20 protein-coding genes are annotated in these 17,516 nt (G+C 63.6%); 12 read left to right on the forward strand and 8 right to left on the reverse strand.

Going from position 1 to position 17,516, the window contains the following annotated elements:
• The first annotated feature begins 15 nt into the window (after positions 1–15).
• The 3 genes from fzlA (at position 16) to EP867_RS04635 (ending at position 2,069) form a co-directional block, all read left to right on the forward strand.
• A complete protein-coding gene (fzlA, locus tag EP867_RS04625) occupies positions 16–681 on the forward strand; it encodes an FtsZ-binding protein FzlA (protein WP_128487037.1) in 666 nt (221 codons plus the stop codon).
• A gap of 81 nt (positions 682–762) precedes the next feature.
• Entirely contained in the window at positions 763–1,815 is a 1,053-nt protein-coding gene (gene queG / locus EP867_RS04630) for a tRNA epoxyqueuosine(34) reductase QueG (protein WP_128487038.1), read from the forward strand.
• Between the two features lie 65 nt (positions 1,816–1,880).
• On the forward strand, positions 1,881–2,069 hold the full coding sequence (locus EP867_RS04635) for a hypothetical protein (RefSeq protein ID WP_128487039.1): 189 nt from the start codon (positions 1,881–1,883) through the stop codon (positions 2,067–2,069).
• 60 nt (positions 2,070–2,129) lie between these two features.
• On the opposite strand, the gene EP867_RS04640 is transcribed toward EP867_RS04635, so the two are convergent.
• Positions 2,130–2,999: a branched-chain amino acid aminotransferase gene (locus EP867_RS04640; RefSeq protein ID WP_128487040.1), complete on the reverse strand. Its 870-nt coding sequence runs from the start codon at positions 2,997–2,999 to the stop codon at positions 2,130–2,132.
• 155 nt (positions 3,000–3,154) lie between these two features.
• Between EP867_RS04640 and EP867_RS04645 the strand changes: the two genes are divergently transcribed.
• Entirely contained in the window at positions 3,155–3,661 is a 507-nt protein-coding gene (locus tag EP867_RS04645) for a MarR family winged helix-turn-helix transcriptional regulator (RefSeq protein WP_128487041.1), read from the forward strand.
• Positions 3,661–4,371 carry a response regulator gene (locus tag EP867_RS04650; protein ID WP_128487042.1) on the forward strand — a complete coding sequence of 237 codons (711 nt, stop codon included), beginning with the start codon at positions 3,661–3,663 and terminating at the stop codon, positions 4,369–4,371. Before EP867_RS04645 ends, EP867_RS04650 begins: the two co-directional genes overlap by 1 nt.
• 123 nt (positions 4,372–4,494) lie before the next feature.
• On the opposite strand, the gene trpS is transcribed toward EP867_RS04650, so the two are convergent.
• Entirely contained in the window at positions 4,495–5,535 is a 1,041-nt protein-coding gene (gene trpS / locus EP867_RS04655) for a tryptophan--tRNA ligase (protein ID WP_128487043.1), read from the reverse strand.
• 77 nt (positions 5,536–5,612) lie between these two features.
• Between trpS and EP867_RS04660 the strand changes: the two genes are divergently transcribed.
• Positions 5,613–6,302 (forward strand): rhomboid family intramembrane serine protease, encoded by a 690-nt coding sequence (locus tag EP867_RS04660; protein WP_128487044.1) that lies wholly within the window; start codon positions 5,613–5,615, stop codon positions 6,300–6,302.
• Between the two features lie 9 nt (positions 6,303–6,311).
• Here the strand turns inward: EP867_RS04660 and EP867_RS04665 are convergent, their stop codons facing one another.
• The 3 genes from EP867_RS04665 to EP867_RS04675 form a co-directional block, all read right to left on the reverse strand.
• Entirely contained in the window at positions 6,312–6,782 is a 471-nt protein-coding gene (locus EP867_RS04665; RefSeq protein WP_128487045.1) for a hypothetical protein, read from the reverse strand.
• A 79-nt stretch (positions 6,783–6,861) separates the two neighbouring features.
• Positions 6,862–8,022 carry an alkane 1-monooxygenase gene (locus EP867_RS04670; protein WP_128487046.1) on the reverse strand — a complete coding sequence of 387 codons (1,161 nt, stop codon included), beginning with the start codon at positions 8,020–8,022 and terminating at the stop codon, positions 6,862–6,864.
• Between the two features lie 274 nt (positions 8,023–8,296).
• On the reverse strand, positions 8,297–9,343 hold the full coding sequence (locus EP867_RS04675) for an A/G-specific adenine glycosylase (protein WP_128487047.1): 1,047 nt from the start codon (positions 9,341–9,343) through the stop codon (positions 8,297–8,299).
• A gap of 108 nt (positions 9,344–9,451) precedes the next feature.
• Here EP867_RS04675 and EP867_RS04680 point away from each other — a divergent pair, with 108 nt between their 5' ends.
• On the forward strand, positions 9,452–9,988 hold the full coding sequence (locus EP867_RS04680) for a DUF721 domain-containing protein (protein WP_128487048.1): 537 nt from the start codon (positions 9,452–9,454) through the stop codon (positions 9,986–9,988).
• A 15-nt stretch (positions 9,989–10,003) separates the two neighbouring features.
• Complete coding sequence (locus EP867_RS04685) at positions 10,004–10,636, forward strand: DsbA family protein (RefSeq protein WP_128487049.1); 633 nt, start codon at positions 10,004–10,006, stop codon at positions 10,634–10,636.
• 245 nt (positions 10,637–10,881) lie between these two features.
• On the opposite strand, the gene aroC is transcribed toward EP867_RS04685, so the two are convergent.
• Positions 10,882–11,982 (reverse strand): chorismate synthase, encoded by a 1,101-nt coding sequence (aroC, locus tag EP867_RS04690; protein WP_128487050.1) that lies wholly within the window; start codon positions 11,980–11,982, stop codon positions 10,882–10,884.
• A gap of 61 nt (positions 11,983–12,043) precedes the next feature.
• Positions 12,044–12,928 (reverse strand): LysR family transcriptional regulator, encoded by an 885-nt coding sequence (locus tag EP867_RS04695; protein WP_128487051.1) that lies wholly within the window; start codon positions 12,926–12,928, stop codon positions 12,044–12,046.
• A gap of 119 nt (positions 12,929–13,047) precedes the next feature.
• Here EP867_RS04695 and EP867_RS04700 point away from each other — a divergent pair, with 119 nt between their 5' ends.
• The 4 genes from EP867_RS04700 (at position 13,048) to uvrC (ending at position 16,735) form a co-directional block, all read left to right on the forward strand.
• Complete coding sequence (locus EP867_RS04700; protein ID WP_128487052.1) at positions 13,048–13,857, forward strand: S49 family peptidase; 810 nt, start codon at positions 13,048–13,050, stop codon at positions 13,855–13,857.
• Positions 13,854–14,039: a hypothetical protein gene (locus EP867_RS04705; protein ID WP_128487053.1), complete on the forward strand. Its 186-nt coding sequence runs from the start codon at positions 13,854–13,856 to the stop codon at positions 14,037–14,039. Before EP867_RS04700 ends, EP867_RS04705 begins: the two co-directional genes overlap by 4 nt.
• A gap of 173 nt (positions 14,040–14,212) precedes the next feature.
• A complete protein-coding gene (locus EP867_RS04710) occupies positions 14,213–14,494 on the forward strand; it encodes a Rossmann fold domain-containing protein (RefSeq protein ID WP_128487054.1) in 282 nt (93 codons plus the stop codon).
• 360 nt (positions 14,495–14,854) lie between these two features.
• Positions 14,855–16,735, forward strand: coding sequence for an excinuclease ABC subunit UvrC (uvrC, locus tag EP867_RS04715; protein ID WP_128487055.1), 1,881 nt, complete (start codon positions 14,855–14,857; stop codon positions 16,733–16,735).
• Between the two features lie 95 nt (positions 16,736–16,830).
• Here the strand turns inward: uvrC and EP867_RS04720 are convergent, their stop codons facing one another.
• Positions 16,831–17,487: a pseudouridine synthase gene (locus EP867_RS04720; RefSeq protein WP_128487056.1), complete on the reverse strand. Its 657-nt coding sequence runs from the start codon at positions 17,485–17,487 to the stop codon at positions 16,831–16,833.
• Positions 17,488–17,516 lie beyond the last annotated feature (29 nt).

The raw sequence follows: 17,516 nt of genomic DNA on the forward strand, positions 1-17,516 counted from the left end.
CCGGAGCCTATGTTCATGAACCGTCTGTTTCATTTCGCCCTCTCTCCCTTTTGCCGCAAAGTCCGCCTGACGCTGGCGGAAAAGCGCATTGAGGTGGAACTGGTGGAAGAGCGTTACTGGGAGCAGAACCAGGAGCTTCTGCGCCGCAATCCCGCCGGGAAAATCCCGGTTCTGAAAATGGGCGACCGGATGTTCTCGGAAAGCCAGGCGATCTGCGAATATCTTGATGAGGTCTTCCCCGAGCCGGCACTGATTCCGCGCGATGCGCTGAAGCGCTATGAAGTGCGGCGGCTCTGCTCCTGGTTTGACGATAAGTTTCACCGCGAGGTGACCTGCAATCTGCTGCATGAGCGGCTGATGAAGAAGGTGACCAAACAGGGCTACCCCGATGGCAAGCGCATCCGCGAAGGCGCCGCGCAGATCAAATATCATCTCGATTACATGGCCTGGCTGCTGGAGCAGCGCCGCTGGCTGGCCGGCGATCAGATGACCCTGGCGGATTTTGCGGCGGCCGCGCATCTGAGCTGCCTGGATTACGCCTCAGATGTGGACTGGGACCGCCAGCCCTTGGTGAAGGACTGGTACGCCAAGATCAAATCGCGGCCCTCGTTCCGATCGCTGCTGGCCGATCAGATCCCCGGCAGCCCGCCGCCGCTCCATTACGCCGATCTCGATTTCTGAGAGAGAGGCGGGGGGCTGCCGCCCCCCGCGCCCCCTGCTTCAAGGGGTGCCTCTGCACCCCTTGAAAATCCCCGGAGGCCCCTGGTTGTGAGCCCATCTCCTGACCTGAGCGGGTTGAAAACCGCGCTGATCGCTGAGGCGAAGGCTGCGGGCTTTGTTGCCGCAGGCTTTTGTCGCCCCGATGCCATCCCCCATGCGGCTGGCGCCCTCGAGGCCTTTGTTGAGGGTGGCTATCACGGTGAGATGACCTGGATGGCCGAGCGCATGGCCTGGCGGGGCAATCCGGCGGCGCTCTGGCCTGAGGCGCGCAGCGTGATCATGCTGGCGGAGAGCTATACGCCGCCGCAGGATCCGCGGCTGGTGCTGGCGCAGTCCGACCGCGCGGCGGTCTCGGTTTATGCTCAGGGCAAAGATTATCATGACCTGGTGAAGAAGCGCCTGAAGCGTGTGGGGCGCTGGCTGATCGACAAAGCGCCGGGCAGTGAGATCAAGGTCTTTGTCGATACCGCGCCGGTGATGGAAAAGCCGCTTGCTCAGGCGGCGGGGCTGGGCTGGCAGGGCAAGCACACCAATCTCCTCAGCCGTCAGTTCGGGAACTGGGTCTTTCTGGGCGCGATTTTCACCACGGTGGAATTTGAGCCGGATCCGGCCGAGGTTTCGCACTGCGGCAGTTGCACCGCCTGTCTGGTGGCCTGCCCGACCGGGGCTTTTGAGGGGGAGGGACGTCTGAACCCGAAGCGCTGCATTTCTTATCTGACCATCGAGCATAAAGGCCCGGTGCCGGAAGATCTGCGCGGGCTGATGGGCAACCGGATTTACGGCTGTGATGATTGTCTGGCCGCCTGTCCCTGGAATAAATTTGCCGTTGATGCGGTCGATCCTGGCTACGGCCATCGGGTCGGCGCTCCGCTGCTGGCGGAGCTTGCAGGCCTGGATGATGCGGCCTTTCGGGCGCGGTTCGCGGGCTCTCCGATCAAGCGGATCGGACGGAATCGCTTTCTGCGCAATGTGCTTTATGCCATTGGAAATTCCGGGCGCGGGGATCTGCTGCCCTGTGCTGAGGCGCTGACGCGCGATCCCGATCCGGTGGTGGCAGACGCGGCCGCCTGGGCGGTGTCGCGGCTGGGGGGCTGAAATCCGGAGCCAGGCGCGGGATTTTGTGTTATCTGTCCGCTGTTTTCGTCAGTCCGGAGGATAAGATGACACGTCATATCGCCGACACGCGCAGTGCGCCGGGCCGGGAGAAGACCCGGGCCTTTTTTGAGATCGCCCGCCGCCAGCGCGAGGTTCATCCCGCCACGATGGAGCTTTTACGCCGCCCGCGACCTGAGGGGGAGCGCGAGCGTCTGGAGGCGTTTATGCGCATTGAGCGCGGGCGCTCTGTCTGACGGCCGGCCATGAAAAAACGCCCGCAGAAAGCTGCGGGCGTTCCTTTTTCAGACCGGCACTTATGCGCGGACCAGAGCCTCATAGGCTTCGGCAATGGCGCGGGTGACCGGGCCGACGGTGTAGCTGTGTTCACCGATCTGACCGACCGGGGTGACTTCGGCGGCGGTGCCGGTCAGCCAGCATTCGTCGAAGGTCGGCAGCTCTTCCGGCAGGATGCGGCGGACGTGGACTTTATAGCCCATGTCTTCGGCCATTTTGATCACGGTCTGACGGGTGATGCCGTTCAGGATGCAATCGGGATCGGGGGTGTGGATCTCGCCGTCTTTGACGAAGAAGATATTGGCCCCGGTGGCTTCGGCCACATAGCCGCGGTAGTCATAGAAGAGCGCGTCCGAGCAGCCTTTTTCCATCGCCGCATGTTTGGACATGGTGCAGATCATATAAAGGCCCGAAGCTTTCGCAGCGGTCGGAATGGTTTCCGGCGAGGGGCGCTTCCATTTCGCGATGTCGAGCTTTGCGCCCTGCCATTTCGCGTCGCCGTAATAGGCACCCCATTCCCAGACGGCGATCGCCATACGGACCGGGTTTCCAAGGGCTGCGACGCCCATCTCTTCGCCTGCGCCGCGCCAGGCCAGAACGCGGATGTAGGCGTCTTTGAAGCCATTGGCGGCCAGGGTCGCATATTTGGCTTCTTCGATCTGATCGACGGTCCAGGGCAGCTCCATATCGAGCATGCGGGCGGAATCGATCAGGCGCTGCGAATGCTCGCGGCCTTTGAAGATTTTGCCGTTGTAGCAGCGCTCACCCTCAAAGACGGCAGAGGCGTAATGCAGGGCATGGGTCAGGAAGTGGACATTGGCATCGCGCCATTCCACCAGCTTGCCATCCATCCAGATCTTGCCGTCACGATCTTCATAAGAACCGGCCATATCGCCTCCTTCGCCCCTCAGGCTTTGCAAAAATTGCGCAAGAGGAGTGTCCCTGTGACATGATCTTGCGAAATCCGGTCTCCGGGTTACCGATTCGGACTTGGAAAGTCAACAAGGCTGACATAAAAACACGAAACGCCTGACAGGAGATCCCCATGAACAGAACCCCGGGTCCGATGGGCGGGGATGCCCTGCTATACCTGACCGACGAACAGATCCGTAAAGGGATTGAGGCAATGTATTTTGCCTATCGCGGCTTTACCTCGGATCCGGACCGGGTTCTTGAAAGCCGCGGCTATGGCCGGGCGCATCACCGGGTGCTGCATTTTGTGCACCGCCGTCCGGGGATGACGGTGAATACGCTGCTGGCGATCCTGGGGGTGACCAAGCAAAGCCTTAACCGCGTGCTCAGGGCGCTGATCGAAGATGGTTTTGTGGAAAACCGCGTCGGGCGCCGCGACAAGCGCGAGCGCCATCTCTATCTGACCGCTGCGGGGACCGAGTTTGAGAAAGAACTCTCAGAGGGCCAGCGCGGGCGGATGCGGGGGGCTTACCGGCGGGCCGGGCCGCAGGCCGTGGCGGGCTTCTGGCAGGTGCTGGAAGAGATGATGGACCCCGAGCAGATGCGACAGTATATGTCTCTGCGTGACGGAGGGACCTGATGAGTGACACCGCCCCGCTGCATCTGCTGGTTGTCGATGATGATGACCGCATCCGTGGCCTTTTGCAGAAATTCCTGATCCGCAACGGCTATCTGGTCACCGTGGCGGATAATGCCGCACGCGCGCGCCGGTTGCTGGCGGGGCTGGAGTTTGATCTTCTGGTCCTGGATGTGATGATGCCCGGCGAAGACGGGGTCACGCTGACCCGTTCGCTGCGCGAGGAGGGGCATGTGCTGCCCGTTTTGCTGCTGACTGCGCGCGGGGAAAGTGCCAACCGGATCGATGGTCTGGAGGCGGGAGCGGATGATTATCTGGTCAAGCCCTTTGAGCCGCGGGAGCTTTTGCTGCGCATTCATGCGATTTTGCGCCGCGTGCCGCAGCCTTTGAAGCCTGCCGCGCCACCGTCGCGCAGTCTGATGCTGGGGCCTTTGCGCTATGACATTGACCGCAGCGAGCTTTGGCAGGGCGATCAGCCGGTGCGGCTGACCTCGACCGAAGTGGCTTTGATGCGGATTTTCGCGGCACGTTCCGGCGAAGTGGTGGCGCGTGATGAGCTGATCGCGGAGCTTGCGGGCGAAGAAAGCCAGTCGAGCGAGCGGGCAGTGGATGTGCAGATCACCCGGTTGCGGCGCAAGATCGAGAGTGATCCCAAGCAGCCGCGCTATCTGCAGACCATCCGCGGTGAAGGCTATCGGCTGGCGCCCGAATAACGGGCGCTTCTGACGGTGTCTTTGCCGCAAAGTCCTGCGGCGGGGAGAGGATCGGGGCGCTGCCCCGGACCCCGGAGTATTTGGAAAAAGCCAAAGCCGGGTGTGGGGCTTTGGCTTTTGTGATCAGGCTTTGCGGCGGACCATGCCGACGATGTCATAGACCTCTTCGAGAATCGGGCGGGCGATGGCATCGGCGCGTTCGGCGCCGCGCGACAGAATGCGGTCGATTTCAGAGGGGTCCTGCATCAGGCGTGCCATTTCAGAAGAGATCGGCGAGAGGACCGCGACCGCGAGCTCTGCGAGTTTCGGCTTGAAGGTGCCAAAGCCCTGGCCTGCGAATTCCGTCAGGACCGCCTCAGCCGAGGTGTTTGAGAGCGCGGCATAGATATTCACGAGGTTTCGGGCTTCGGCGCGTGCGGAGAGGCCCTCTAGGGTTTCGGGCAGGGGCTCGGGGTCGGTAACGGCTTTGCGCAGTTTTTTGGCGATGGTGTCGGCATCATCGGTCAGATTGATCCGGCTGGCATCTGAGGGGTCGGATTTCGACATCTTTTTCGTGCCGTCGCGCAGGCTCATGACGCGGGTGGCGGCGCCTTCGATCACCGGCTCGGGCATGGGGAAGAAATTGACGCCGAAGTCGTGGTTGAATTTCGCGGCGATGTCGCGGGTCAGCTCGACATGTTGTTTCTGATCGTCTCCGACCGGCACATGGGTGGCTTTATAGGCGAGGATATCCGCGGCCATCAGTGCGGGATAGGCATAGAGGCCAAGCGAGGAGGCTTCGGCGTTTTTGCCAGCGGTTTTGTCTTTGAACTGCGTCATGCGGTTCATCCAGCCCAGACGCGCCACGCAGTTGAAGATCCAGCCGAGTTCGGCATGGGCCGAGACCTGGGACTGGTTGAAGAGCACGGATTTTTCCGGATCGATCCCGGAGGCGATATAGGCCGCGGTCAGCTCACGCGTGGCGTGGCGCAGTTTGGCCGGATCCTGCCAGACGGTGATCGCATGCATATCGACGATGCAATAGATCGATTCGATCCCCTCATCCTGCTTTTGGGCAAAGCGCTTCAGGGCGCCGAGGTAATTGCCAAGCGTCAGGCCACCCGAGGGCTGGATGCCGGAGAAAATCCGGTTAGGGAAGGCGGGGGTTGCGGTTGCGTCGGACATTCGGGCCTCCGGGGCTGGAAAAGGCAGTGAAGGCGGCTTATCGCTCAGGGGGAAAGACGTCAACGACGAGGGGCGCCATGAGCACCAACCCGCATCTGCTGCAGTCTCCGCTGAACCCTTTGCCGCCGGTGGTCTGGGCCCTGGTGGTGCCGATGATCCTGCTGGAGGTGATCTTTCAGCTGTCAGGTCAGGGGCTGATCGGGGGGGCGGATGGCATTGGCTGGCGCATGCAGGCGCTGGAGCGGATGGTGTTTATTCCTGAGCAGTTCCTGTGGATGGTGCAGACCGGGCAGTTTCCGCCGCGGGAACTGGCGCGGATTGTGATTTATCCCTTCGCGCATCTGAGTTTCATGCATGCGGCTTTTGTGGTGGTCTTCGTGCTGGCGCTTGGGAAATTCGTGGGGGAATTGTTCCGGCCGCTGGCCCTGGTGGGGCTGTTTTTCGGCTCCTCGATCCTGGCGGCCATGGTCTACGCGGCCCTGGGGCAGAAGGTGCCGCTGGTGGGCGGCTATGCCGGGGCCTTCGGGCTGATCGGGGCTTTTTCCTTCGTGCTCTGGGTGCGGCTGCGCCAGCGTGGAGAGAGCGGCCTGCAGGCGTTCAGTCTGATCGGGGTGATGATCCTTGTGCGGCTGGCCTTTGGGATCTTCGGCGGTGTGGCGCCGGACTGGATTGCCGATCTGGCGGGCTTTGCCGCCGGATTCGGTCTTTCCTTCGTTCTGATCCCCGGCGGGCCGAAGCGGCTGCTGGCGCTGTTGCGGGCGCGCTGAGGCGCGCGTCTAGCAGCGCCGCCAGGTTTTCTGGTCGCTGTTCACGCACCAGCCCTCATCGGTCATCACATCTTCAAAGAGCACATCGGGGGTATGCGTGCGGCCCGGCAGGCAGGTCAGCTCCGTCACCGGGGTCTCGCCTTTCAGAACGGCGACCCCTGCGGACTGCGGATCATTGCCCGTACGGCTGGAGGCAGTCCAGACCTCATAGCGGTAGTCGCCGTTGCGAAAGATCAGCTTTGACCAGATGTTATTGCCAACGCCGGGCCAGGGCTCAACCGGCCCGCTGCTCAGCGGCGCGCTGAGTGCAAGATCGGTCCTGCCTTTCGGGCCGTAGCGATAGTGGAAGGCTCCGTCCGAGAGGCAGACTTCCAGGCTGCGGGTCTGCGAGACGTCGCAGGAGAGGATCATTTTGCCCGGGCAGGCGGCTGAAGCCGCAGCGGGCAGGATGAGGGCGGTGAGAAAAGCAGCGATGCGCACAGGCAGTCTCCGGTCCGGGATCTGTCTGATCTGCACGCGCAAAGCGGCGCCGGGCAAGAAAAATCCCCCGCCTCCCCCGTCAGGAGGAGCCCTTCGGCGGGGGCAGCGTGCCTTTGTTATAGGGCGTCCAGTCGGTGATATCGGGATAGAACTGCCGCCGCCAGGCGCGGACTTTCGGGTTCATCACCCGCCGCCAGAGGGGCGGGATCATCGCCAGCGCCGCCATGGCGGGATAGCCGTGGGGCAGCTGCGGGGCCTCATCGGCGCTCCGGCTTTGCAGCAGGGGAAAGCGGCGGTCGGGTTTGTAATGGTGATCCGAATGGCGCTGCAGGTTGATCAGGAACCAGTTTGAGACCTTATGCGCGGCGTTCCAGGAGTGGCGCGGCAGCACATGCTCATAGCGGCCCTCGCCGAGGTGGCGGCGGGTCAGGCCGTAGTGCTCGATGTAATTTGTCAGCTCCAGTTGCCAGACGGCGCTGAAGGCCTGAACCAGAAAGAGGCCCAGGCCCTCCCATCCGCCGATCAGGAAAGCCAGCGCCAGAAAGCCAAGCTGCAAAGCGCCATAGAGCCAGAAGGGGTTGCGCATGTGCCAGACGGGCAATCCGCGCCGGGCCAGCATCTGTCGCTCTGCAGCGAAGGCTGAGGGCGGGCACTGTGTCAGCACCCGTTTGAAATAGCGGTGAAACCCCTCATTGTAGCGCGCTGAGACCGGGTCGCGGGGGGTGGCAACATAGCGGTGATGGACCAGAAGATGCTCTGAGCGGAAATGCGAGTAGAGCACCATGGCCAGCAGCAGATCGCCCAGGTGCCGCTCAAGGCGGTTTTTCTGGTGCAGCAGTTCATGGGCATAGACGATGCCGACTGCGCCGGAGATCACGCCCAGGCCGAAGAAAAGGCCGATTTTCTCCGCCGTGCCGGTCAGCCCGCCGTGAGTGGCATGATAAAGGCAGGCGAAGACGGCGATGACCTGCAGCGGAAACCAGATCAGCGTGATGAGGCGATACCAGAAAAGATCGCGCTCAGGCGTGGCGGGGTCGGGGTTTTCCTCGTCGAGGCCGCCGGCGAGATCGAGGATCGATACCATGGTCCAGCCCGATAGCGGCAGAGCCGCCACCCACCAGCCGCCCCGGGTGGCCGCGATATAAGCCACCGGCAACAGCAGGAGCGAACACCAGAACGGCAGCGCAGAGCGCCAGTCCTTCAGGGCGCGGGCAGGAGGGGCGGGAGGGGCATCGGGCATTTGGGCTCCTCGGGCTGCGGGTTTGCCGCGCAGGCGGGCGCGGCACCCAGGACTTCACCCTATGGCTGTAGCGCACCTCCGTAAAGGTGGGGCAAACGCCTCCCCGGACGGGCCTGCGGGTGCACAGTGCACTGGTTTGTGATCGGTTGGGGGCGTCTTATGGGGGGCGGAGGGCAGGCTTGTGCGCCTGCAAAGCCCGTCCTTTTTGGCAGGTGTTCGCGCTGCGGGCCTTTTCAGGGCGGGGGCGTTTCCGGTCCTTCGCGCTGGCAGCGGATCAGAACTCGTGGAACTGCGGCGCGGCCAGATCCCAGGCTTTGCGCATGACCGTCGGAAGGGCCGAGGGGGAGAAATCCGCCCGCCACTCACCCTGCCGGGGGGCGGCGTCGCTGCGGGCAATCCGGACCTGAAGGCTCAGGTGGAAATGCGTGAAGGTGTGGCGCACCTCGCCGTTCAGGGTCAGCCAGTCAGCGGTGAGCGGCGGCTCATGTGCCGGAGCACCGCCTGCCACCCAGTCGGATCCGGGAAAGCCCGGCATGCCACCCAGGAGGCCCTTTTCGGGGCGGGTCTCGATCAGCCACGCCCCGTCAGAGGGGCGGCGGGCGATATAGACCACGCCGGCGCGCTCAGGTTTGGCGGCCTTTGGCGCTTTGCGCGGGAGCTCGGCTGCGATGCCAAGACGGCGGGCCGCGCAATGGGAAAAGACCGGGCAGATGGTGCAGGCCGGATTGCGCGGCGTACAGATCGTGGCGCCCAGATCCATCATCGCCTGGGCATAGTCGCCCGGGCGCTCCCGGGGCGAAAGCTCTGCCGCCAGGTCGCGCAGCTTCGGGCGTGCTGCAGGCAGGGGATCGTTCATCGCAAAGATGCGCGAGGTGACCCGTTCCACATTGCCGTCGACGACCACGGCGGGCAGGTCAAAGGCGATGGCGGCAATGGCCGCAGCGGTATAGGGGCCAACGCCGGGCAGGGCGAGAAGTCCGGCCTCGGTCTTCGGGAACCCTCCCGCAGAGGCCACGGCCCGCGCGCAGGCGAGAAGATTGCGGGCGCGGGCGTAATAGCCAAGCCCGGCCCATTCAGCCATGACATCCGCATCAGCGGCTGCGGCAAGGGCTGCCACATCCGGCCATCGGGTGGTGAAACGGTTGAAGTAGTCCTTCACCGCCGCCACCGTGGTCTGCTGGAGCATCACTTCGGAGAGCCAGATCCGGTAGGGATCGGGCATCACGCCTTTTGCGCGATCTGCCGGAGAGATCCGCCAGGGCAGCACGCGCGCGTGAGCATCATACCAGGCCAGCAGGTCTTTGGCGAAGCTTTCACACATTTTTCATGTCTCCGGAGCGCCTCGCGTCTGGCGCAGACCGCCCCGGGTTGTAAGATGGGGCAATCTGCGGGGATGCCCCGCACCTTGCATAAAAGGATGCCTCCGTCCATGGCGCGAAAGCCCGCAGCCCCCGATGACCGCAGCCCGCCCTCCCGGCGTCGGCGTGGTTTTGAATCTGCCGGGGGGCTTTTGACGCAGCGGATCCGTAAGGCGGGCGAAAGCCGGGGGTTTGCGATCAGCCGCCTTCTGACCCATTGGCCGGAAGTGGCCGGGGCGGATCTGGCAAAGCTGACGCGCCCGGTGAAGGTCGGCTATACCCGCGAGGGTTTTGGCGCGACGCTGACGGTGCTGGTGCAGCCCTCCGCCGCGCCCCTGGTTGAAATGCGCAAAGAACGTCTGCGCGAGCGGGTGAATGCGGTCTATGGCTACAACGCCATCGCGCGTATTCATCTGACCCAGACCTCGCCCTATGGCTTTTCGGAGGGGCAGGCCGATTTTGACCACGCCCGCCGCGATGCGCCGCCGCCTGAGCCGGCTCAGCCCGGACCCGAAGCTCTGGCCGTGGCTGAAGATGTGAAAGATGACGGGCTCAGACGCGCTCTGGCGCAGCTGGCCCAGAACGTGCTGTCCCGCAAGCGGACCTGAGAGAGGAAATCCACGATGATGAAACCCTTTGCGGCGGCTCTGGCCCTGGCGACCCTGACCGCCTTTGGCATGACTGCGATGAGCGCGGCGCCTGCCGTGGCTCAGGCGACCGAGCAGAAGAAGGTCGAGATCCCGGAGCTGGTGCTGGGCAATAAAGACGCCACCGTCACCCTGACGGAATATGCCTCTTACACCTGCCCGCATTGCGCGAACTTCCATTCTTCGGTCTTTAAAGAGCTGAAGCGCGATTACATCGATACCGGTAAGATCAAATTCGTCTACCGCGAGGTCTTCTTTGACCGCCCCGGCCTCTGGGCGGCCATGGTTGCACGCTGCGGGGGGGAAATGCGCTATTTCGGCATCCAGGAGATGCTTTACGCGCAGCAGAAAGACTGGGCGGCAGGTGGTGGTGAGGCAACCAGCGCCGCGCTGCAGAAGATCGGTCTGACCGCCGGTCTGAGCCAGGAACAGCTGAACGCCTGCATGACCGATGGTGCTACCGCTCAGGCGCTGATCGAGACCTATGAGGCCAATGTGAAAGCCGATAGCATCACCTCGACGCCCTCGCTGATCATCAATGGCACCAGGCACGGCAATATGAACTATGCCGATCTGAAAGCCCTGCTTGACGCCGAACTGGCGAAGTAATCCTCAGGACTTAAAGCGATTGAGCACCCCGCCTGTCCGTCAGGCGGGGTGTTTTCTTTCCCAAAGGTGCCCCGGAGACCGTCGGGCAAGCTTCGCAGTCACGCGAGGGCTGCACCCTTTCAGGGGACGGAAGTGAAAAGGCCGGGCCGTAACCGGGTCAGGCGCTCAGGGCCATTGGTCCCGAATGCCTGAAGGGTTCGCGACCATTATGCGATCACGCCCCGGTGCTGAGCGGTGGTTGAAAATCAGCCGATCGTGCCGCGCTGACCGCCGGTCTGGGCGCGGTCGAGCAGAAGGTGATCGAGCAGCACGCAGGCCATCATCGCCTCTCCCACCGGAACGGCACGGATGCCGACGCAGGGGTCGTGACGGCCTTTGGTGATCAGATCGACCTCTTCGCCCTGCAGGTTCACGGTCTCACGCGGGGTCAGGATCGAAGAGGTGGGCTTCACCGCAAAGCGCACGACCACCGGCTGTCCGGTCGAAATGCCGCCCAGAATGCCGCCCGCGTGGTTTGAGAGATAGCGCGGGCCGTCATTGCCCATGCGGATCTCATCGGCGTTTTCCACACCGGTCAGCATGGCGGCAGCCATGCCTTCGCCGATCTCGACGCCTTTGACGGCGTTGATGCTCATCATGGCGGCGGCTATCTCGGTATCGAGCTTGGCATAAAGCGGCGCGCCAAGACCCGGGGGAACACCCTCAGCCACCACTTCGATGATCGCACCCACCGAGTTATGCGACAGGCGCAACTCATCCAGATAGCCGGCCCATTCCACCGCTGCCACCGGATCGGGGCACCAGAAGGGGTTGTCCGAGAGGGTGCTCAGATCCATGCGCGAGCGGTCGATGGTTTTCGTGCCCATCTGCACCATATAGCCGGTGATCTTCAGATCGGGCGCAAGCGCGGCCAGCACCTGACGCGCCACACCGCCTGCGGCCACACGCGCCGCGGTTTCGCGTGCCGAGGACCGCCCGCCGCCGCGGTAGTCGCGGTGGCCGTATTTCAGATGGTAGGCAATATCGGCATGGCCGGGGCGGAACGAGGTGGCGATATCGCCGTAATCTTTCGAGCGCTGATCGGTGTTTTCGATCATCAGCTGGATCGGCGTGCCGGTGGTCTTGCCCTCAAAGACGCCGGAGAGGATCTTCACCAGATCGGCTTCACGGCGCTGGGTGGTGAACTTTGAGGTGCCGGGCTTGCGCAGCTCCAGCCATTGCTGGATGTCAGCCTCGGTCAGCGGAATATTCGGCGGGCAGCCATCCACCGTGCAGCCAAGCGCGGGCCCGTGGCTTTCGCCCCAGGTGGTGGTGCGGAATGTGTGGCCGAACGTGTTGAAGCTCATCGCCGCTCTCCTTCTCTGACCGGGCTTTCCTAGCCGGGGAACGGAGCCGGGGAAAGCCCTCTCAGGCGGGGGAGAGCCGCCGTGCCGCCGCCAGAAGCGCCTCAAGCGCAGGGGTGTGCAGATCCCGGGCCGGGGTGATCAGCCCGATCCGGTGCTGCGCGGCGGGGGCAACCAGCGGCAGAGCGAGCAGACGCGGATCGCCGGTCACCATGGCGGCCAGGGCCTCCGGCAGCACGGAATGCCAGTGCCCCGTCGCCACATGGGCAATGAGAGCAAGGACCGAGTTTGATTCAATCGCCGCCTCGACGCTCAATCCGGCATCGGCCAGATGGCCGTTGATGATGCGCCGGTTCTGCATCTCTGAACTCAGCAGACAAAGCGGCAGCCCGGCCAGATCGGCCCATTCGGCGGTGCTGCGCCGTTCAAGCGGCCCGTCCGGCGTGGTCAGCAGCACATAGCGTTCCTGGAAAAGCGGGATCGCCGCCACTTTGCCCAAAGGCTCATGGTCCAGATAACTCAGCCCCGCATCGAGGCTGTGATCCTGCAGACGGCTGAGGATTTCGCCTGAGGTGGCGGAATGGATTTTCACGCGGATGCCCGGATTGCGGCGCAGAAAAGGCGCGGTCAGATCGGCAATGCGCGGCAGAGCCGTCGGGATAACGCCGATGCGCAGCTGCCCCGTCAGCCCATGGCGCACAGCGCGCATTTCCTCGCGCAGGCTGCGGACATCGGCGGTGATGGCGCGGGCGCGCTCAAGCACCCGCTCTCCTTCAGGGGTCAGTCCCTGAAAGCGTGAGCCGCGGATCACGAGCTGCACACCAAGCTGGTCTTCCAGCTGACGGATGGCTGAAGACAGGCTGGGCTGGGCGACCCCGCAGGCCTCAGCCGCGCGGCCGAAATGGCGCTCGCGGGCCAGTGCCAGAAACATCTCAAGCCGGTCAATCATCTGTGCCTCCGCGATCCCCGCCGCATTTTGCCATCGGGGCGCGGCACGGGCCAGAGGCACTTTGCCCGGAACCGCCGCGCAGCCTTGTGAGAGGGCAGGGGGCAGCTTACATCTGGGGCATGAAACTCTCGCTCCCCTTTTTGTCGAAACCGCCCCGGGTCCCGCTGCTGCGGCTCTCTGGCGCGATTGGTGCGGCGGGCCGCTTTGGCGGCGGGCTGAATGATGCGGGTCTTGCGCCGCTGATTGAGCGCGCCTTCAGCGCCGGAAAACCTGCCGCAGTCGCGCTTTTGATCAATTCCCCCGGCGGCTCGCCGGTGCAAAGTTCGCTGATTGCGGCCCGTATCCGGCGGCTTGCGGAGGACAAAAAGCTGCCCGTTCACGCCTTTGTCGAAGATGCGGCGGCCTCGGGCGGGTATTGGCTGGCCTGTGCGGCGGATGATATCTACGCCGACGAAAGCTCAATCCTGGGCTCGATCGGGGTGATCTCGGCGGGATTCGGCTTTACCGATCTGATTGCACGGCACGGTATTGAGCGGCGGGTGCATACCGCAGGCCGCTCAAAAAGCACGGCCGATCCCTTCCGGCCCGAGACGCCGGAGGATGAGGCGCGGCTCAGGATGATCCTTGATCCGATCCATCAGGCTTTTATCGCCTATGTCAAAGAGCGGCGCGGGGCGCGGCTGGACCTGAGCACGCCCGATCTGTTTGAAGGGGCGTTCTGGGCCGGGCGCGATGCCCTGCGGATCGGGCTGGCGGATGGCATCGGCCATGCGGTGCCGGTTCTGCGCTCGATCTATGGGGAGAAGGTGAAGCTGGTCCCTCAGGCCGCGCGGCGCGGGCTTTTGTCGAAACTGGGGCTGAAAGCCGGGGCGGAAGCTCTGGCAGAGGTGGCGGAGGAGCGTGCTCTCTGGGCGCGGGTCGGATTATGATGCTGAAAATTGCAGGGCTGATGTTGCTGGTGCTGGCAGCGCTGGCCGTCTTTGGCCGGGTCCGCTTGGGTCTGCCGGGGGCGCGAAAGCCCCGATCCCTGGCCGCCGCGCGCAAATGCCGAAGCTGCGGACGTCCGGCCATCGGCAAAGGCCGCTGCGGCTGCGGGGCGCCAGAGGCGTGAAGGTCGCGCTGAGCGGAGAGACTTCGGTCTGCGCAGCCCTCAGCCTGGGGTTGCCCGGTCGCGGATATCTTCCGGCGGGGACTGATCTGCCGGATCTGCTGATCTGGTGCGCCCCTGGATCACAATCTGAAGTTGTCTCATCCGCGCTTTTCTCACAGGTCGCGGAGAGTTGGGTGGACTATGCCCGGCGCTGCGGCCCGCCGGTTGGGGACAACTCCGGGGAGAAACGTGTGCAGGGAGCGGTTCTGATGCTCTGCGACCAGGGCAGCGGGGCGGCACTCTCCGTGTTGTCCGGGCAGCTCGCCGCGCTGTCCCTGCGATTCGCACCGAATCTGCGGGTTAATCTTCTGGTGGGGAACTATGCATCCCCGGAAGGTTTTTTGCGCCCTGCCTTCGATTGGCTGGCCTGCAGCCCGGTGGTGACAGGCCAGATCCTGGGGTCAAAGCGGGTCTGACCACGACAGATGCGCAAGGCCATAAGCCGGTCCTGATCTGTTCCGCGACGCTTCGCGCAGTCAGATTCAGGGTCTGGCCTCTTGACTTGTCCACTGCGGGCCTTTTTCCGCCGAAAGAGGGCCGATTCCATGGGGCCGAGCGGGCCAGATTGGTGAATGATAAAAATTATCTATCAATATCAAATAGTTACACTACTGCCTAAAAAATGGGCAAACCGATAAACGTTGTTAAATTTAAGGGAAATTCGACGTTCCCCGATGTTTCTCCGCAGAGTTATCCACATATTCCGTGGATGACTTGGCACTTGATCTTACGAAACGGCCAGGGCAGCCGAAGACGACTCAGAGGCGGGAATCAGAATGATGGACGAAAGACCGGAAACAGAGGGTGAATCCAGGCTGACGGGTCACGCGCTGATCGCCGATCAGGTGCGCCGCCTTGACGGATCTCCCGGCGTCTACCGGATGCTGAATGCGAAGAACGAGGTTCTTTATGTCGGCAAAGCGCGCAACCTGCGGGCGCGGGTGTCGAATTATGCCCGGCCTTCGGGGCATTCGGGCCGCATTGCGCGGATGATCTCTGAAACAACCGCAATGATGTTTCTGACCACAAGGACAGAGACCGAGGCCCTGCTGCTGGAGCAGAACCTCATCAAACAGCTGAAGCCGCGCTATAATGTGCTTCTGCGCGACGACAAAAGCTTTCCCAATATCCTGATCACCGCGCATCCTTCTTATCCGCAGATCACCAAGCACCGGGGCCGCCGGTCGGGTCCGGGGCATTTCTACGGGCCTTTTGCCAGCGCGGGGGCAGTGAACCGCACGCTGACGCAGTTGCAGCGGGTCTTTTTGCTGCGCAACTGCCCGGACACCATGTTTGCCAGCCGCACGCGGCCCTGCCTGCTCTTCCAGATCAAACGCTGCTCAGGCCCCTGCACGGGAGAGATCTCTGAGCCGGATTATCAGGCTCTGGTCGAGGATGCCCGCCGCTTTCTGGAAGGCAAATCCACCCGCATTCAGGCCGATCTCGCCGAACAGATGCAGGCGGCGTCCGAGGCCATGGAGTTTGAGCGCGCGGCCGCTCTGCGTGACCGCATCCGGGCGCTGACCGCCGTGCAGCAGGGGCAGTCGGTGAACCCGCGCACCGTGGCGGAAGGCGATGTGGTGGCCCTGCATCTCGAGGGCGGTCAGGCCTGCGTTCAGGTGTTTTTCATCCGCGCCAACCAAAGCTGGGGCAACCGGGATTTCTATCCGCGCACCGGCGCGGGGGCGGAAGAGCCTGAGATCCTGCAGGCCTTTCTGGCGCAGTTTTATGACGCTCATGAGCCGCCGCGGCAGATTCTGCTGTCCCATGAGGTGGAAGACCCGGATCTGCTGGGTGAGCTTTTGTCGCAAAAGGCAGGGCGGAAGGTTGAAATTCTGGTCCCGAAACGCGGCGAAAAGGCTGAACTGGTGGAAAACGCCGCCCGCAATGCCCGCGAGTCGCTCGGTCGGCGGCTTGCCGAGACCACGGCGCAGTCAAAGCTGCTGGCGGGGCTGGCCGAGGCCTTTGATCTCGATGGCCCGCCGAAGCGGATCGAGATCTACGACAACTCCCATATCATGGGCACCAATGCCGTGGGCGGCATGGTGGTCGCAGGTCCTGAAGGGATGATGAAAGGCGAATACCGCAAGTTCAACATCCGCGGCGAGGATCTGACGCCGGGCGATGACTTCGGCATGATGAAAGAGGTTCTGACCCGGCGTTTCACGCGGCTGTTGAAGGAGGATCCGGAGCGCAGTTCCGCCTCCTGGCCGGATCTGCTGCTGATCGACGGGGGCGCGGGGCAGGTCTCCGCCGTGGCGGAGGTCATGGCAGAGATGGGGGTCGAAGATATCCCCTTCATCGGGGTCGCCAAGGGTGTGGACCGTGATCACGGCAAGGAAGAGTTCCACCGCCCCGGGCAAAAGCCCATGGCGCTGCCGCGCAACCATCCGGTGCTTTATTTCATCCAGCGTCTGCGCGATGAGGCGCACCGCTTTGCCATTGGCACCCACCGCGCGAAGCGGGCGAAATCCATGATGGCGACGCCTTTGGATGAGGTGCCCGGCGTGGGGGCTGCGCGCAAGCGGGCACTGCTTGCGCATTTCGGATCAGCCAAGGCGGTGAGCCGGGCGGGAGTGCCGGATCTGATGGCGGTGGAGGGGATCTCTGCCTCTATGGCGCAGAAGATCCATGACTTTTTCAATGCGAAGGGGTGAGAGGGGTGTCTCTGGGGGAGAGCGCAGGGGCGCTGCCCGCAAACGCAGTGCCTTTGCCCCGGAGTATTTGGAAAAAGCCAAAGCCGGCAGGCGCCTCAGAAGGGGGCGGGGGCGGAGAAGCTTTGCATGACGCCGGTGTCGGGGTGGCGCAGGCGCAGGCTTTCGGCGTGGAGCATCAGGCGCGGGTGGGCCTGGGCCTCGCCCTCGGCATAAAGCGGATCGCCGAGGATCGGATGGCCGAGGGCGGCCATATGGACCCGCAGTTGATGGCTGCGGCCGGTCAGCGGCATCAGGCGCACGCGGGTTTCGCCATTGCCTGTTTTCAGCGCGCGCCAGTCGGTGACGGCGGGCTTGCCGGTTTCAAAGTTCACATGCTGGCGCGGTCGGTTCGGCCAGTCGACGATCAGCGGCAGATCGACCCGGCCTTCTTTCTCAGCCATTTCGCCCCAGAGGCGGGCGGCGTAGATCTTTTTCGGGATGCGGGCCTCAAACTGTTTGCCGAGGTGTCCCTGGGCCGCTTTGGTCCGGGCGAAGATGATGACGCCGGAGGTGTCGAGATCGAGCCGGTGGACCAGCAGCACGTCGGGAAACTCCGCGCGCAGGCGGTTGATCAGACAGTCGCTGCGGTCTTCGCCGCGGCCAGGCACGGAGAGCAGGCCCGAGGGTTTGTTCACGACAATGATCGTTTCATCGGCGTGAAGGATCACGGGCGCCCCCGGCGGGGGGGCATAGATGAAGGTGGTTTCGCTCACGCTGGTGATCCCGGGCTGCTGTCGGGGCG

This window comes from Falsigemmobacter intermedius, assembly GCF_004054105.1.
GTDB classification, from domain to species: domain Bacteria; phylum Pseudomonadota; class Alphaproteobacteria; order Rhodobacterales; family Rhodobacteraceae; genus Wagnerdoeblera; species Wagnerdoeblera intermedia.

Coding starts and splice junctions, on each gene's coding strand:
- EP867_RS04645 (WP_128487041.1), top strand. CDS start 3,155: ATGAACAGAACCCCGGGTCCGATGGGCGGGGATGCCCTGCTATACCTG.
- EP867_RS04695 (WP_128487051.1), bottom strand. CDS start 12,928: ATGATTGACCGGCTTGAGATGTTTCTGGCACTGGCCCGCGAGCGCCAT.
- EP867_RS04700 (WP_128487052.1), top strand. CDS start 13,048: ATGAAACTCTCGCTCCCCTTTTTGTCGAAACCGCCCCGGGTCCCGCTG.
- EP867_RS04705 (WP_128487053.1), top strand. CDS start 13,854: ATGATGCTGAAAATTGCAGGGCTGATGTTGCTGGTGCTGGCAGCGCTG.
- EP867_RS04650 (WP_128487042.1), top strand. CDS start 3,661: ATGAGTGACACCGCCCCGCTGCATCTGCTGGTTGTCGATGATGATGAC.
- EP867_RS04635 (WP_128487039.1), top strand. CDS start 1,881: ATGACACGTCATATCGCCGACACGCGCAGTGCGCCGGGCCGGGAGAAG.
- EP867_RS04660 (WP_128487044.1), top strand. CDS start 5,613: ATGAGCACCAACCCGCATCTGCTGCAGTCTCCGCTGAACCCTTTGCCG.
- EP867_RS04680 (WP_128487048.1), top strand. CDS start 9,452: ATGGCGCGAAAGCCCGCAGCCCCCGATGACCGCAGCCCGCCCTCCCGG.
- EP867_RS04670 (WP_128487046.1), bottom strand. CDS start 8,022: ATGCCCGATGCCCCTCCCGCCCCTCCTGCCCGCGCCCTGAAGGACTGG.
- trpS (WP_128487043.1), bottom strand. CDS start 5,535: ATGTCCGACGCAACCGCAACCCCCGCCTTCCCTAACCGGATTTTCTCC.
- EP867_RS04675 (WP_128487047.1), bottom strand. CDS start 9,343: ATGTGTGAAAGCTTCGCCAAAGACCTGCTGGCCTGGTATGATGCTCAC.
- EP867_RS04640 (WP_128487040.1), bottom strand. CDS start 2,999: ATGGCCGGTTCTTATGAAGATCGTGACGGCAAGATCTGGATGGATGGC.
- EP867_RS04685 (WP_128487049.1), top strand. CDS start 10,004: ATGATGAAACCCTTTGCGGCGGCTCTGGCCCTGGCGACCCTGACCGCC.
- fzlA (WP_128487037.1), top strand. CDS start 16: ATGAACCGTCTGTTTCATTTCGCCCTCTCTCCCTTTTGCCGCAAAGTC.
- uvrC (WP_128487055.1), top strand. CDS start 14,855: ATGATGGACGAAAGACCGGAAACAGAGGGTGAATCCAGGCTGACGGGT.
- aroC (WP_128487050.1), bottom strand. CDS start 11,982: ATGAGCTTCAACACGTTCGGCCACACATTCCGCACCACCACCTGGGGC.